Annotated in this window: 14 protein-coding genes; 7 read left to right on the top strand and 7 right to left on the bottom strand. The window is 70.8% G+C overall.

Translation table 11 applies throughout. The features are described from left to right. Positions 1–3: 3 nt before the first annotated feature. Positions 4–681, top strand: a complete 678-nt coding sequence (locus A5730_RS18410) for a phosphodiesterase (protein WP_067903393.1) — start codon at positions 4–6, stop codon at positions 679–681. Positions 682–776: 95 nt separating this feature from the next. Here the strand turns inward: A5730_RS18410 and A5730_RS18405 are convergent, their stop codons facing one another. The 5 genes from A5730_RS18405 to A5730_RS18385 form a co-directional block, all read right to left on the bottom strand. Next, positions 777–1757, bottom strand: a complete 981-nt coding sequence (locus A5730_RS18405; protein WP_067903390.1) for a hypothetical protein — start codon at positions 1755–1757, stop codon at positions 777–779. A gap of 67 nt (positions 1758–1824) precedes the next feature. Continuing rightward, complete coding sequence (locus A5730_RS18400) at positions 1825–3180, bottom strand: TIGR01777 family oxidoreductase (RefSeq protein WP_067903387.1); 1356 nt, start codon at positions 3178–3180, stop codon at positions 1825–1827. Positions 3181–3189: 9 nt separating this feature from the next. Further along, entirely contained in the window at positions 3190–4434 is a 1245-nt protein-coding gene (locus A5730_RS18395) for a glycosyltransferase family 4 protein (protein ID WP_067903469.1), read from the bottom strand. A 13-nt stretch (positions 4435–4447) separates the two neighbouring features. Beyond that, on the bottom strand, positions 4448–5998 hold the full coding sequence (locus A5730_RS18390; protein ID WP_156745862.1) for a glycoside hydrolase family 57 protein: 1551 nt from the start codon (positions 5996–5998) through the stop codon (positions 4448–4450). A 26-nt stretch (positions 5999–6024) separates the two neighbouring features. Continuing rightward, the gene (locus tag A5730_RS18385; protein ID WP_067903381.1) at positions 6025–6834 is read right to left on the bottom strand and encodes a bifunctional 2-polyprenyl-6-hydroxyphenol methylase/3-demethylubiquinol 3-O-methyltransferase UbiG; all 810 of its coding nucleotides are present in this window, start codon (positions 6832–6834) and stop codon (positions 6025–6027) included. Between the two features lie 229 nt (positions 6835–7063). On the opposite strand from A5730_RS18385, the gene A5730_RS18380 reads away from it, so the two are divergent. Together A5730_RS18380 and A5730_RS18375 are read left to right on the top strand one after the other, a co-directional pair. Continuing rightward, on the top strand, positions 7064–7855 hold the full coding sequence (locus tag A5730_RS18380) for an electron transfer flavoprotein subunit beta/FixA family protein (protein ID WP_067903377.1): 792 nt from the start codon (positions 7064–7066) through the stop codon (positions 7853–7855). A 39-nt stretch (positions 7856–7894) separates the two neighbouring features. Next, positions 7895–8851, top strand: coding sequence for an electron transfer flavoprotein subunit alpha/FixB family protein (locus A5730_RS18375; RefSeq protein WP_067903374.1), 957 nt, complete (start codon positions 7895–7897; stop codon positions 8849–8851). A 61-nt stretch (positions 8852–8912) separates the two neighbouring features. Here A5730_RS18375 and A5730_RS18370 read toward each other — a convergent pair whose 3' ends face one another. After that, positions 8913–9308 (bottom strand): SRPBCC family protein, encoded by a 396-nt coding sequence (locus A5730_RS18370; RefSeq protein WP_067903371.1) that lies wholly within the window; start codon positions 9306–9308, stop codon positions 8913–8915. A 145-nt stretch (positions 9309–9453) separates the two neighbouring features. Here A5730_RS18370 and A5730_RS18365 point away from each other — a divergent pair, with 145 nt between their 5' ends. From A5730_RS18365 to mnmA, 4 genes are read left to right on the top strand one after another with little or no spacing between them, the layout of a single operon-like run. Then, positions 9454–10314 (top strand): GNAT family N-acetyltransferase, encoded by an 861-nt coding sequence (locus tag A5730_RS18365; RefSeq protein ID WP_067903367.1) that lies wholly within the window; start codon positions 9454–9456, stop codon positions 10312–10314. Next, the gene (locus A5730_RS18360) at positions 10311–11204 is read left to right on the top strand and encodes a 1-acyl-sn-glycerol-3-phosphate acyltransferase (RefSeq protein ID WP_067903364.1); all 894 of its coding nucleotides are present in this window, start codon (positions 10311–10313) and stop codon (positions 11202–11204) included. Before A5730_RS18365 ends, A5730_RS18360 begins: the two co-directional genes overlap by 4 nt. A 39-nt stretch (positions 11205–11243) precedes the next feature. Next, a complete protein-coding gene (locus A5730_RS18355) occupies positions 11244–12422 on the top strand; it encodes a cysteine desulfurase family protein (RefSeq protein ID WP_067903361.1) in 1179 nt (392 codons plus the stop codon). Then, positions 12423–13499: a tRNA 2-thiouridine(34) synthase MnmA gene (mnmA, locus tag A5730_RS18350; protein ID WP_067903358.1), complete on the top strand. Its 1077-nt coding sequence runs from the start codon at positions 12423–12425 to the stop codon at positions 13497–13499. On the opposite strand, the gene A5730_RS18345 is transcribed toward mnmA, so the two are convergent. Next, complete coding sequence (locus A5730_RS18345; protein ID WP_067903355.1) at positions 13496–14131, bottom strand: sensor domain-containing protein; 636 nt, start codon at positions 14129–14131, stop codon at positions 13496–13498. The genes mnmA and A5730_RS18345 overlap by 4 nt on opposite strands. Positions 14132–14207: the final 76 nt, after the last annotated feature.

Below are 14207 nucleotides of genomic sequence, written 5' to 3'. Positions count from 1 at the left end.
CCGGTGAGTGTTTCCGATCTGGTCGCGTTGCCCTTCCAATGGGGCTCCGCCCTCCGAGGCAAGCGGTTGTTTCATCCGGTCGGCGTGTTGGCCGATGGCTTCATCGAACGCCTGGCGCCCGCCGGCGAGGGGCTGCCGATCGCCTCGTCGGGAATCGTCGCGCGGTTGTCGAAGGCCAGCGGCACCCCGGGGGCCTTGCCCGACTTCATCGGCCTGGCCTTCCGGGTGACCCCGCCCCAGGGGGCGGGGCCCTGGGACATCCTGGTCGTCTCCTCGGGCTCCGGGGTGTTGTCCAGGGCGCTGGCGCTGCGGCCGGCCATCTCGTGGAGCGGCCAGACGCTGACCACCCTGATGCCGCTGCACTACCAGGGCGACAACTGGTGGCTGCGGGCGCGGATCGTGAGCCACATCGACGGACTCGGCCTCTCGCTGGAGAGCGTGCGCAAGCGGCTCGAACACGGCGAAATCGATGTGTCGCTCGACCAGGCCTGCGGCAGTGGCGATTTCGCGCCGCTGGGTCGGCTCGCGCTCACCGGCGTCGTCGACCCCGAACGAGCGCATGACGTGTCGTTCGATCCCGTCGTCAACACCGCGCCGGGCCTGAGCCTGCATCCGCGGTGGCTCGCCGACCTACGCGCCCGGGCCTATCGGCGCAGCCGGCACGGCAGAGCCGCGGACTAGGAGATCGCCATGCCCAAGCGAATCGTCATCACCGGGACCAGTGGCAACGCCGCTCACCGTGGGGCCGCTCACCGTTCGGTCGCTGCCGTGATTGGTCACGGCAGCGTGGTGATGGTGCCGGCCGTCTCGAGTTCGGTGTAATAGCCTCCGCCCGGATAGAAGTCGGGAGTGGTCGTTCCCGCGATCATGTCCGCGATCCACCCCCGCGTCAGCCCCCAGACCGCCGCGATGTTGTCCGGCTTCGGGCGGCCGCACACGAGGTTTTCGTAGCCCGGCGACGACGGGCCGAGCGCGTCGCCATGGGCGCCGGTTGTGATCTTGACGCCGTGAAAGGGCCGGTCCGCCAGGTACCGTTCGATGGCCTTCGTGCCGCGCTGGAAGAAGTTGCACAGCAGGTGCGGTGACGCCGTGGCGTAAACGGGCAGGGTGGTGCCCGCCAGGCCCGCCAGCGCGTCGTCGGTGTTGGAACCGATGAACGACTTGACGCCGTCTTCGCTGACGACGCCGCGCACTTGGGTGAACGCCGCCGGGTAGGTGGTGTGCAGGCGCTCGGCGACGTATTCGACGGCCTCGGCCCCCGCCGAATGCCCCACGAACACCATTTTCTCGGGCAGCGGTGGCACCGGGTGGCCGGCCGCCGCCGCGGCCGTCGCGAGGGACATCGCCAACGCCCCGTGCGGATCGTCTTTGTGGGCAAAGACATCGGCGATGTTGCCCAGAAAGCCGGTGTTGTCGATCAGGTGTTCCACCGTGCAGCCGAGGGGATTAACCGTGGAAAGTGTGGTGGCCAGCACGAGGTAACCGCTGTCGGCGACCTCGGTGGCGAAGGCCGACCACAGGCTCCTGCCCTCGACGAAACCGTGCTGCAGCCACACCAATCCCAGCGGGGGCGTGCTCGGGAAAGACCATGTCGTGGGTACCGGTCGGGTAGCGCCGCGGCATTCCACGTCGGTCGTGCTGTCCGCCTCGGTCGATTCGGCCCGGGCCTGACGCGGCGCGAGCACCAGCACGGCCACCGCGATGATGCCTATGATGGCCGCGCCGGTCCGACGCCGGACCAGCGCACCGGAAATCATTAAGAAATTGAACCATCTCCGGACTGCTAGGGGGCTTGATCAGGCAGAAATGGGGAGGGTCTTTTCCTCAGCTCTCGCGCCCGAGCAGGTGCCGCAGCGCCTGATCGAGATCGGGCTGGCGAAATCGGTGGCCGGCCTCGGTGAGCTTCGCCGGCAGCACCCGCTGGCTTGCGCACGCCAATTCGCGCGCGCCCTGCTCGCCGAGCAGGAGCCGGGGCCCCAGCGACGGGACGGGCAGCACCGCGGGCCGGTGCAGCACACCGGCCAGCGCGCGGGTGTACTCGCTGTTGCGAACCGGTTGCGGCGCAACGGCGTTCACCGGGCCCGACAGCGAGCCCTCCCAGAGGGCGCGGTGGTAGATGTCAACCAGGTCGTCGATCCCGATCCAGGACAGCCATTGCCGGCCGTCGCCGAGCCGACCACCCAGGCCGGCGCCGAACAGTGGGCGCATCAGCTTCAAGGTGCCCCCGAGCGGCGACTGCACGATGCCGGTGCGCACCCGCACCACCCGCACCCCGGCCTGCTCCGCGGGCGCGGTCGCCGCCTCCCAGTCGTCGACCACATCGGCGAGGAAACCCTCACCGCGGTCGCTGTCCTCGGTGAGGATGTCATCGCCCCGGTCGGATCCGTAGTATCCGATCGCCGAAGCCGAGACGAGCACCGCCGGGCGGGCCGGGGCGCGGCCCAGCGCTTCGGCCAGCCGCCGAGTCGGGCCGATCCTGCTGTCGCGGATGGCCTTTCGGTGCTTCTCGGTGAACCGGCCGGCGATCGAGGCGCCCGCCAAATGGATGACCGCGTCCACGCCGGCGAAGGCTCCCGGATCGGGATCCTCGGGGTCCCACTCCCGCTCGTCGTCGCCGCGCGCGGGGCGGCGCACCAACCGGATGACGCGGTGACCGCCGGTGCTCAGAAACGCCGTCAGTGCGGAACCCACCAGTCCCGAGGCCCCGGTGACGGCGACGGTCAGGGGCGCCAGCCCGTTCGCGGCGGCCAGCCGGTGCGCGGCCATATCATCGGCGAGTTGACGGTGCCGGTAGACGAACATCGGCCGCAGTAGCGACGCCGGCGCGGGGGTGTCGACCCGGTCGATCACCCTGGTGCGGCCATCGCCGAGGTCCTCGAAATCGTGAACATGCCTCCACCGCATCGCGATTCGGGCCGGAAGCGAAGTCAGGCCGCCGCTGCCGATTTCGTCGACGAAGCGCCGCGGTGGGTCGTAGCCGTCGGCCTGGTGGACGGCCACCCAGCGCAGCCCGCCGGGCAGGGCCAGCGTCGCCCGCCCGTCCTTGAGCGAGGCGGCCTCGCTGACCAGCCGCATGGGCTGCCACGGCGGCGAGAGCCGGGCGAACGCGCCGGGCCTGGCGTGCCACGCGAAGACGTCGGCGATCGGCGCGTCGACCACGCTCGAAAATTCCAGCCCCATCTATGCAGGCTAGCGGTTGGGTAGGGCGTGCTCGACGATGGGCATGCGCGGCTGGGGCTGGCGCTCGCCGCGCTTGGCCGCCAGGTACACCTGCGCGGTCTCGCCGGCCACGGTCTTCCAGTCGAACGCGGACGTGAGCCGTTCGCGGGCGGCGCGGGCGCGGCGCTGCGCGGCCGCCGGATCATCGAGCACGGCGCCCACGGCCGCGGCGATCCCGGCGATGTCCCGGGGCGCGCAGGACACCCCGGTCTGCCCGTTGATCACCGCCTCGCCCAGGCCGCCGATGTTCGACGTGACCAGCGGTGTGCCCGCCGCGGCGGCCTCCAGCGCGACGATCCCGAACGGCTCGTAGTGGCTGGGCAGCACCGCGGCGTCGGCCCGGTGCAGCACCGCCAGCAGCTCGGCATGGTCGAGGTGCCCGACGAACCGAGTGGCCTTGAGCACCCGATGCTTTCGCGCCTGCTCGACGAGCCAGTCCTGCTGGGTGCCCTCCCCGGCGATGGTCAGCGTGGTGCCGGGATGGCGGCGCCGGATCCGCGGCAGGGCCGCGATGACGTCGTGCACGCCCTTCTCGTACTCCAGCCGCCCGAGGTAGAGCAGCTCGGCCGGCCCGGTCCGCGGCCGCCGCTCGGCGAACGGCCAGCGCGCCGCGTCGATGCCGTTGCGGATGACCGTGATTCCGGCCAGGCCGGGGCCGAACAGTTCGGTGATCTCGTCGGCCATCGACGCCGAACACGTGATCAGCGAATCGGATTCGCGCACCAGCCAGGACTCCGCGGCATGCACCTGACGGCTGATGGCACCGGACACCCAGCCGGAATGCCGTCCGGCTTCGGTGGCGTGGATGGTGGAAACCATTGGCACGTCGTAGAACTGGGCGAGCGCGATCGCGGGATGGGCCACCAGCCAGTCGTGCGCGTGCACGACGTCGGGGCGCCACGGCCGGTTGCTGCCGCGCTTCTTCAGTGACAGCCCGGCGCGGATCATCGCGTGGCCCATCGCCAGCGTCCACGCCATCATGTCGGTGGCGAAGGAGAACTCGTGCGGGTCCTGCGCGGCCGCGATCACCCGGACACCGTCGACCACCTCGTCCGACGACGGGTGCGTGCTGGGGTCGGTGCCCGAGGGGTGGCGGGAAAGCACCACGACCTCGTGACCGGCCGCGGCCAGCGCGGTCGACAGGTGATGCACGTGCCGGCCGAGCCCGCCGATCACCACCGGCGGGTACTCCCACGACACCATCAGGATCTTCACGCGGCCGGGCACCTCATCGGGGCAGCCTGCGCGCGTCGAGCGCGCCGAACAGCCCGTCGGCGCGGTTCCATCCCTCGGCCAGCCGCTGCGCGGTGTCCCGCCGGCCCGAGGCCAGGGCCCCGGCGATCTCGCGGGTGGCGTGCGCGTGCAGGTGCGCGCGGTAGCGCGCGTAGTCGGCGGCCGAGTCCTTGCTCACCATGAACGGCCAGTCGCTGGAGACGGTGAGCAGGGTCTCGCGCAGGATCTGGTCGGCGACGTGGTCGCGGGGCAGCGGCCCGTCCAGCGACGAGCGCTGCGCCAGCGCCTTGTCGACGGTGCTCAGCGCCGTGTCGACCACTTCGTTGTTGAGCTGGACCAGGTCGGCCACCTTGTCGCCGGCCCACACCTGCCAGTCCTTGCCCGAGCCCCACGAACTGGGCGGCAAAGCCACTGCGCCCCCGACGAATCCGCCGGCGATGGCGTCGCTCAACGTTCCCACCCGCACGCCGGCCGCGGGCAGCGCGCGCAGCACCCGCTGCAGCCACGTCGGGCCCTCGTACCACCAGTGGCCGAACAGTTCGGTGTCGAAGGCGGCGACGACATGGGCCGGCCGGCCGATCCGCTCGGATTCGCTCGCCAGCCGGTTTCGGACCACGTCGACGAAGTCTGCGACATGGACGTCGACGGCGTGGTCGGCGCGCGCGGGGTCGTAGGGCGCCTTGCCCTCGGACGGCACGTTGCGGCCGGTGACCCGCGCCGGCTTCAGCCCGGTGAGGTGGTCATAGGTGTGGAAGTCGCGGTAGGCGGCGTGACCCGGATAGCCGGACTTGGGCGACCACACCCGGTAGCTGACCTGCAGGTCGCGCCCGAACGCCACCACGTCGCTGTCGCCGACGGTCCGGCCCAGCGCCGTGTCGCCGTGCAGCGACGGCCCGTCGACCATGAAATGGGTGACGCCCGCGGCCGCGTAGTCGTCCTCCATGCCTGGCGCGTAAGCACATTCGGGCGCCCAGATCCCACTGGGGCGATGAGCCAGGCGCTGCTGCGGGTCGGCCAGCCCCTCCCGCAGGGCGAACTCGCGCAGCCGCGGTGCGAGCAGCGGCTGGAACGGATGGGCCAGGGGCCCGCCGAGCAACTCGACCGTGCCGGCGTCGATCAGGCCGCGCAGCAGCGGGCTACCGCCGTGCCGCCATCGGGTGGCGAAGTCCTCCAGCGCGGCGTCGGCCTCGGCGCATTCCCGAATTCCTAAGGCGCGCAACGCTTCCGGCGTGCAGGCCTGATAGCCGGCCGACTTCGATCGGGGAGCCGACCGCATGCTGGCGGCCTCGGCCGCCCGCAGCCCCCAGTTGGCCAGCCAGTGCTGCATGCCGTCCAGGCAGTACGGGTCGTCCAGCTGGGCGTTCACCACCGGGGTGACGCCCAGCGTGATCAGGCCGCGGCGGTCCTCGTCGGCCAAAGTGGTCAGCACCCGCATCAGCGGCAGATAGGCCGCGGCCCAGGACTGGTAGAGCCACTCCTCGCCGACCGGCCAGCGGCCGTGATGGGCCAGCCACGGCAGGTGGGTGTGCAGGACCAGGGTGAACATGCCGGGCACCCGGTCGTGCGGATTGCTCACGGCGCCACCGCAATCGCGATCAGATCCAGGCTGTCGTCGATGTTGCGGCGGTCGTCGGCGACGATCTCGAAGTCGTCGCACGTCACCGCGGCGACGTCGGCGGCCAGCTCGGGCGGCCACGGCGCGTCGGCGACGGCCCGCTCGATCTGCGCGTCGATGATCGAGCCGCCGTGGCGGGCGTCCATCTCCCGCAGCCGCAGTCCGTGGAACAACCCGCTGATCGACACGTCGCGGAAACCCGCCTCGACGAGCAACTCGGTCAGCTCGCGGGCGTTGAGTTCGCGGGTGTGGAACGGGTTGATCGGGGTGTCGCGGCCGGGGGAGAAGGTGATCCGGTTGGGGGTGGACACCATCAGCAGGCCGCCGCGGCGCAGCACCCGCGCGCACTCGGCGACGAATTGTGCTTGATCCCACAGATGCTCGATGACTTGGAAGTTGACCACAATATCGACCGACGCGTCGGGCAGCGGCAGCTCGGCCAGGTTCGCCCGCATGACCTCCACGCGCGGGTAGCGGGCCCGCACGTGGGCCACCGCGGCCTCGTCGTAATCGACGGCGACGACGCGGCGTGCGACGCCGGCGATTAGGTCCGCGCCATAGCCCTCCCCGCACCCGGCCTCGAGCACCTCGCGGCCAGCGCAACGCCCGGCCAGCCGCTGGTAAACGACCTGGTGGCGGCGAAACCAGTAGTTCTCGACGTCGAGATCGGGGATGGTGCGTTCGCCGGTCAACGTCAAGACGGGATCAGCCGCGGGCAGGGGATCGCCGTGGCTTGGCCGGGGAACGTCGGGGACGGTTGCGCTCATCGCATAGGCAGGCTAACGCGAAGTGTCGGATTCGCGAACCGGGAACGGGCGGCCCCCGGTTGCGGGGGGTGGACACGCCGGAAGAACCCGCAGTACCACCCGCTATGGTGTGAATGCAGGCTGCACAAAGTTACCGAGTAGTAACACGACCGTGCGCTGCGAAACGCGTACTGAAAGTCTCGTGGCCGACTGCTGCGGGACTCCTTCAATAGGAGGACGAACCACACTCATGACGAACATCGTGGTCCTGATCAAGCAGGTCCCAGACACCTGGTCGGAGCGCAAGCTGAACGACGGCGATTACACGCTGGACCGCGAGGCCGCCGACGCGGTGCTGGACGAGATCAACGAGCGCGCCGTCGAAGAGGCCCTGCAGATCCGCGAGCGTGAGGGCGGCGAGGGTTCGGTGACGGTGCTGACCGCGGGCCCCGAACGCGCCACGGAGGCGATCCGCAAGGCGCTGTCGATGGGGGCCGACAAGGCCGTGCACCTCAAGGACGACGGCATGAAGGGCTCCTGCGTGGTGCAGACGGCGTGGGCGCTGGCCCGCGCGCTGGGCACCATCGAGGGCACCGAGCTGGTCATCGCCGGCAACGAGTCCACCGACGGCTCGGGCGGCGCGGTGCCGGCGATCATCGCCGAGTACCTGGGCCTGCCCCAGCTGACGCACCTGCGCAAGCTGTCCATCGAGGGCGGCAAGGTCACCGGCGAGCGCGAGACCGACGACGGCGTGTTCACGCTCGAGGCGGCGCTGCCCGCGGTGGTCAGTGTGACCGAGAAGATCAACGAGCCGCGTTTCCCGTCCTTCAAGGGCATCATGGCGGCCAAGAAGAAAGAGGTCACGGTGCTGACCCTTTCGGAGATCGGCGTCGAAAGCGACGAGGTCGGGCAGGAGAACGCCGGGTCGACGGTGCTGTCGTCGACGCCGAAGCCGCCGAAGACCGCGGGTGAGAAGGTCACCGACGAAGGCGAGGGCGGTAGCCAGATCTCCCAGTACCTGGTCGGCCAGAAGATCATTTAGACGAGCACAGAACCCACAGACGAGAAGAGCGAAGAAACCATGGCAGAAGTTTTGGTGCTCGTTGAGCACGCCGAAGGCGCACTGAAGAAGGTCACCTCCGAACTGATCACCGCCGCCCGCGCGCTGGGCGAGCCGGCCGCCGTCGTGGTCGGCAAGCCGGGAACGGCCGCGCCGCTGGTCGACGGGCTGAAGGAGGCGGGCGCCGCCAAGATCTACGTCGCCGAGTCCGACGACGCCGAGAACTACCTGATCACCCCGGTGGTCGACGTACTCGCCTCGCTGGCCGAGTCGAACGCCCCCGCCGCGGTCCTGCTGTCGGCCAACGCCGACGGCAAGGAGATCGCGGGCCGGCTCGCGGCCCGGATCGGGTCCGGCCTGCTGGTCGACGTGGTCGGCGTCCAGGAGGGCAACAAGGCGGTGCACTCCATCTTCGGTGGCGCGTTCACCGTGGAGTCGCAGGCCAACGGCGACACCCCGGTCATCACGGTGCGCGGCGGCGCCATCGACGCCGAGCCGCAGGCCGGCGCGGGCGAACAGGTCACCGTGGAGGTGCCCGCACCCGCCGAGAACGCCACCAAGATCACCTCTCGCGAGCCGGCGGTCGCCGGTGACCGCCCGGAGCTCACCGAGGCCACCATCGTGGTCTCCGGTGGCCGCGGCGTGGGCAGCGCGGAGAACTTCAGCGTGGTTGAGGAGCTGGCCGACTCGCTGGGCGGCGCCGTCGGTGCGTCGCGCGCCGCGGTCGACTCCGGCTACTACCCGGGCCAGTTCCAGGTCGGGCAGACCGGCAAGACGGTGTCGCCACAGCTCTACATCGCGCTCGGCATCTCCGGGGCCATCCAGCACCGCGCGGGCATGCAGACGTCCAAGACCATCGTCGCGGTCAACAAGGACGAAGAGGCGCCCATCTTCGAGATCGCCGACTACGGCGTGGTGGGGGACCTGTTCAAGGTCGCCCCGCAGCTGACCGAGGCCATCAAGGCACGCAAGGGCTGAGACCCTCAGCCCGAGAGCCCCCGACCCGGTGTCGGGGGCTCTTGCGTATCCGGGGGCCGCGTCAACGGGTCCCGGTCAGCATTGCGTCGATGCGGCGCAACGCAATTGAGCACACGGTGACGTAGGGCGCCGACCACCACGGAACGGCCATCCCCACGCGCGCCCCGTCGCCCATCGGCTCGACCCAGTGCCGCGTCGCCGGGACGCCGGCCACCTTCCACGCCCAGCTTCGCCCCGGCTCGAATTCGGTGATGACGAACGGGACCTCGAGCAACAGCGGCGTCCGCACGGTGCCCGTTGCGTGCAGACCCAACTCGGTGTGCGGTTCGTCGAGCCTGGCGCCGCGAATCGACGGACCCCATTTGGGCCACGCGTCCAGATCGACCAGCAATTCCCACACCGCCGACGGCGGCGCCGCGATCGCGCGGTCGGCGGTGAACATCATGGCGGACCGCATACCCGCAAAGGCGCGCCGCGACCCGGAAACGACCGCGACGCAGGTCACAGCCGCCGCCTGGCAACCACATTTCGTCACCTGACGTGCACGGACACGTCACAGCGACGATGCCGACTCGCTCATCGATTACGCAACGTTGATTGACATGAGCATTGCTTCTGTCCTGATTCCGAGCGACAAGCCCGACGGCGCGACGACGGCGTCGTCCGGCGGGCCGCGTTACTCGCTGTTGCTGTCCACCGACGCAAGCATGATCGAGGCGGCGCAGCGGCTCCGGTACGACGTGTTCAGCAGCACGCCGGGCTTCGCACTGCCCACCAACGACGACGAGCGACGGGACGTCGACCGGTTCGACGAGCACTGCGACCACCTGCTGGTGCGCGACGACGCCTCCGGCGAGCTGGTGGGTTGCTACCGCATGCTGGCCCCGGCGGGCGCCATCGCGGCCGGGGGCCTTTACACCGCGACGGAATTCGACATCCGCGCGCTCGACCCGCTGCGGCCGTCGCTGGTCGAGATGGGACGCGCCGTGGTGCGCGACGGCCACCGCAACGGCGGCGTCGTGCTGCTGATGTGGGCCGGGATCCTGGCCTACCTGGACCGATACGGCTACGACTACGTGACCGGCTGCGTGTCGGTGCCCATCGGCGGGGATTCCGACGACCCCGAAAACCGGGTGCCGGGCCGCCAGCTGCGCGGGGTTCGCGATTTCATCCTGAGCCGCCACGCCGCACCCGCGCACTACCGGGTGCGCCCACACCGGCCGGTGATCGTCGACGGCACGGCGCTCGACGACATTCCGGCGCCGGCGCGGCCGTCGGTTCCGGCGCTGATGCGCGGTTACCTGCGGCTGGGCGCCCAGGTGTGCGGTGAGCCGGCGCACGACCCCGATTTCGGCGTGGGCGATTTCTGCGTCCTGCTGGACAAGCGGCGCGCCGATACCCGATATCTCAAGCGGTTGCGGTCGGTGTCGGCCGCCTCGGAGATGGCCGGCGGCGACCGATGAACGCCCCCGCCGGCACCGCGCACTCCTGGCTACCGCGCGCATCGTGCGACGCCGGTTGCGTGGGCCTGGGCGACGTGGCCCCGTCGCCGCCGCTGTTGGTGGCGCTGCGGGTGACGCTTCGGGTCCTGCTGGCGCTGCTGCTGGCGCCGGGAGTGGTGCTGCTGGCGGCACCGCTGCCGGGCCGCACGCGGGTGCAGCGCATCTATTGCCGGATGGTGTTGCGCTGCCTGGGGGTCCGAATCACGGTGTCCGGCAGCCCGATTCGCAACCTGAGCGGGGTCCTGGTCGTCAGCCCGCACATGTCCTGGCTCGACGTCTTCGCCATCGGGTCGGTGCTGCCGGGGTCGTTCGTCGCCCGCGCCGACATGTTCACCGGGCCTGCCACCGGAATCGTGGCGCGCATGTGCAAGATCATCCCGATCGAGCGGTCCAGTTTGCGCCGGCTGCCGGCGGTGGTCGACGCCGTCGCCCGCCGGCTGGGCGGCGGCCAGACGGTGGTGTGCTTCCCGGAGGGCACTACGTGGTGTGGCCGGCGCGGCGACGATGCCGCGGTGGGCGAGGCCGGACAGGCTCACCGGGGCGGTGGCGCGTTCTACCCGGCCATGTTCCAGGCCGCGATCGACGCCGGCCGCCCGGTGCAGCCGCTTCGGCTGACCTATCACCACGTCGACGGCAGCGTCTCGACCGTGCCCGCGTTCGTCGGCGACGAGACGCTGCCACGGTCCATCCGGCGGCTGCTCACGGTGCGCCGCACGCTGGCGCGCGTGCACGTCGAATCTCTGCAGCTGCCGGGGACCGACCGGCGGGCCCTGGCGACCCGCTGCCAGTCGGTGGCGTGCGTCGGGCCGACCCGGGACGCCGATCACCGGCCCGTGCTGGTGGCCTCGTAGCCGGAGGCCTCGCGACCAGCCGGTATCGTGGGTCGGGTCATGGTCTACCTGGATCACGCCGCTACCACGCCGATGCACCCCGCCGCCGTCGAGGCGATGACGGCGGTGCTCGGCACCGTCGGCAACGCCTCCTCGCTGCACACCAGCGGCCGGACGGCGCGGCGGCGCATCGAGGAATCCCGCGAGCTGATCGCCGACCGGCTGGGCGCACGGCCGTCGGAGGTCATCTTCACCGCCGGTGGCACCGAGAGCGACAACCTGGCCGTCAAGGGCATCTATTGGGCCCGCCGGGACGCCGAACCGCGGCACCGGCGCATCATCACCAGCGAGGTGGAACACCACGCCGCTTTGGACTCGGTGAACTGGCTGGCCGAACACGAGGGCGCCGAGGTGACCTGGCTGCCGACCGCCGCCGACGGCTCGGTGTCGGCGGCCGCGCTGCGCGAGGCGCTGCACAACCACGACGATGTCGCGTTGGTGTCGGTGATGTGGGCCAACAACGAGGTGGGCACCGTGATGCCCGCCGCCGAGCTCGCCGCGGTCGCCGCCGAATTCGGGGTTCCGATGCACAGCGACGCCGTACAGGCGGTGGGGCAGTTGCCCGTGGACTTCGCCGCCAGCGGGCTCTCGGCGATGAGCGTGGCCGCGCACAAGTTCGGCGGCCCACCCGGCGTGGGCGCGCTGCTGCTGCGCCGCGACGTGACGTGTGTGCCGCTGGCGCACGGGGGCGGCCAGGAGCGTGACATCCGATCCGGCACGGCCGATGTCGCCGGTGCCGTCGGCATGGCGGCCGCGGCGCGAATCGCGGTGGACGGGATCGAGGCGAACAGCGCGCGGCTGCGGTCGTTGCGCGACCGGCTGATCGACGGCGTGCTGGCCGGCATCGAGGACGTCAGCCTCAACGGTGGGCGCGACCCCCAGCGGTTGCCCGGCAACGCGCACTTCACGTTCCGCGGCTGCGAGGGCGACGCGCTGTTGATGTTGTTGGACGCCAACGGAATCGAGTGTTCGACCGGATCGGCGTGCACCGCCGGCGTCGCGCAGCCGTCGCACGTGTTGATCGCCATGGGCGCAGACCCTGCCAGCGCCCGCGGGTCGCTGCGACTGTCGTTGGGGCACACCAGTGTTGACGCCGACGTCGAGGCGGTGTTGCAGGTGTTGCCGGCGGCGGTCGACCGCGCCCGTCGGGCCGCACTCGCCGCGGCGGGAGCGTCCTAGGTGAAGGTTCTCGCCGCGATGAGCGGCGGCGTCGACTCCTCGGTCGCCGCCGCACGCATGGTCGACGCCGGGCACGACGTGGTCGGCGTGCACCTGGCGTTGTCAACCGCCCCGGGCACTTTGCGTACCGGCTCGCGCGGGTGCTGCTCGAAGGAAGACGCGTCAGACGCGAGTCGCGTCGCCGACGTGCTCGGAATCCCCTTCTATGTCTGGGATTTCGCGGAAAAGTTTCAGGCCGACGTGATTGACGACTTCGTGTCGTCGTACGCGCGCGGCGAAACACCCAACCCCTGCATCCGCTGCAATCAGCGCATCAAGTTCTCGGCGTTGTCGGCGAAAGCCCTTGCGCTGGGCTTCGACACGGTGGCCACCGGCCACTACGCCAGGCTGTCCGGCGGGCGGCTGCGCCGCGCGGTCGATCCGGACAAGGACCAGTCGTACGTGCTGGCCGTGCTGACCGCGGGGCAGCTGGCGCACGCCACGTTTCCGATCGGCGACACCCCCAAGTCGCAGATCCGCGCCGAAGCCGCGCGCCGCGGCCTGCCGGTCGCCGAAAAGCCGGACAGTCACGACATCTGCTTCATCCCGTCCGGCAATACCCGCGCCTTCCTGGGCGAGCGCATCGCGGTCCGCCGCGGGGCCGTGGTCGGCGCCGACGGTGTGGTGCTCGCCGAGCACGACGGGGTGCACGGTTTCACCATCGGCCAGCGCAAGGGTCTCGGCATCGCCGGGCCGGGTCCCGACGGTCGTCCCCGCTATGTGACGGCCATCGACGCCGACACCGCGACCGTGCGGGTGGGGGAGGCCGCCGACCTCGACGTGCGCGAGTTGCGGGGACGCGAGCCGGTCTTCACTTCGGGACGGCCGCCCTCGGGCCCCGTCGAATGCGAGGTGCAGGTGCGGGCGCACGGTGAAACCGCCGGGGCGGTAGCCGAATTGGTGGGCGACGAGCTGGTGGTGCGGTTGCGTGTCCCGCTGCGCGGCGTCGCGTGCGGCCAGACGCTCGTGCTGTATCGCCCGGACCCGGACGGCGACGAGGTGCTGGGCAGCGCCACCATCACCCGCACGGCGCGTTAGGACGGCATGTTCGCCACGATGTTCGTCATCACGATGTCGGACACCGATTGCGCGAAGCCGCAGAAGGTGACCTCCAGGATGGCCACCGACCGCAGCCGGTAGTCGCGGCCGCATCCGCCCGGCCGCAGGTGTAGCGAACCGCCGTCGGCCTTCCAGTCGCCGACGTATTGCTGTCCGTCGGAGCCGTTCGCGCAATCCCCGACCGTGGTCACCAGCGCGCCGAACGCGCGCTGTGCGATGTCGACGTCCCGGTAGGCGGCGGCACCTTCAGAGATCAGCGCGCCGTCGGGCGGGTCCTGGAAGGTCGTCTTGTGGAACTCCTCGACGTCGGGCCCGAACGTCGCCGTCTCGGCATAGATGAACCGGCATTCGCGCGGCGTGGTGCCGGCGAGCGCCTCGATGTCCACCGGGCGGGTGCCGTCCATCGAGGGGATGATCGTCAGGTGATCGCCCGCGCCGGTGATCGCGCGCATCCGCGACTGGTCCAACAGGATGGTGTCGACGTTGATCCCCTGCACGTCCCGGCGCGGGAAACCGAATCCGGCCACCGCCGCGCCGTCGGTCACCCGGGTGCATGCCGCAGCCAGCACCACGGCCCCGCATATCAGCAGCGGCCGTGCCGATCTCGCCATCCGCGACATGTTCCGCACCCTTCTTGCGTCGAACCTACCCGTGCCGTCCTACGGCACGCACCCCCTGGCGGACCCC

This window comes from Mycobacterium sp. ACS4054, from assembly GCF_001667275.1.
Taxonomy (GTDB): Bacteria; Actinomycetota; Actinomycetes; order Mycobacteriales; family Mycobacteriaceae; genus Mycobacterium.
The sequence above is the reverse complement of the archived record's forward strand: the minus strand, read 5'-3'. Positions and strand labels throughout refer to the sequence as shown.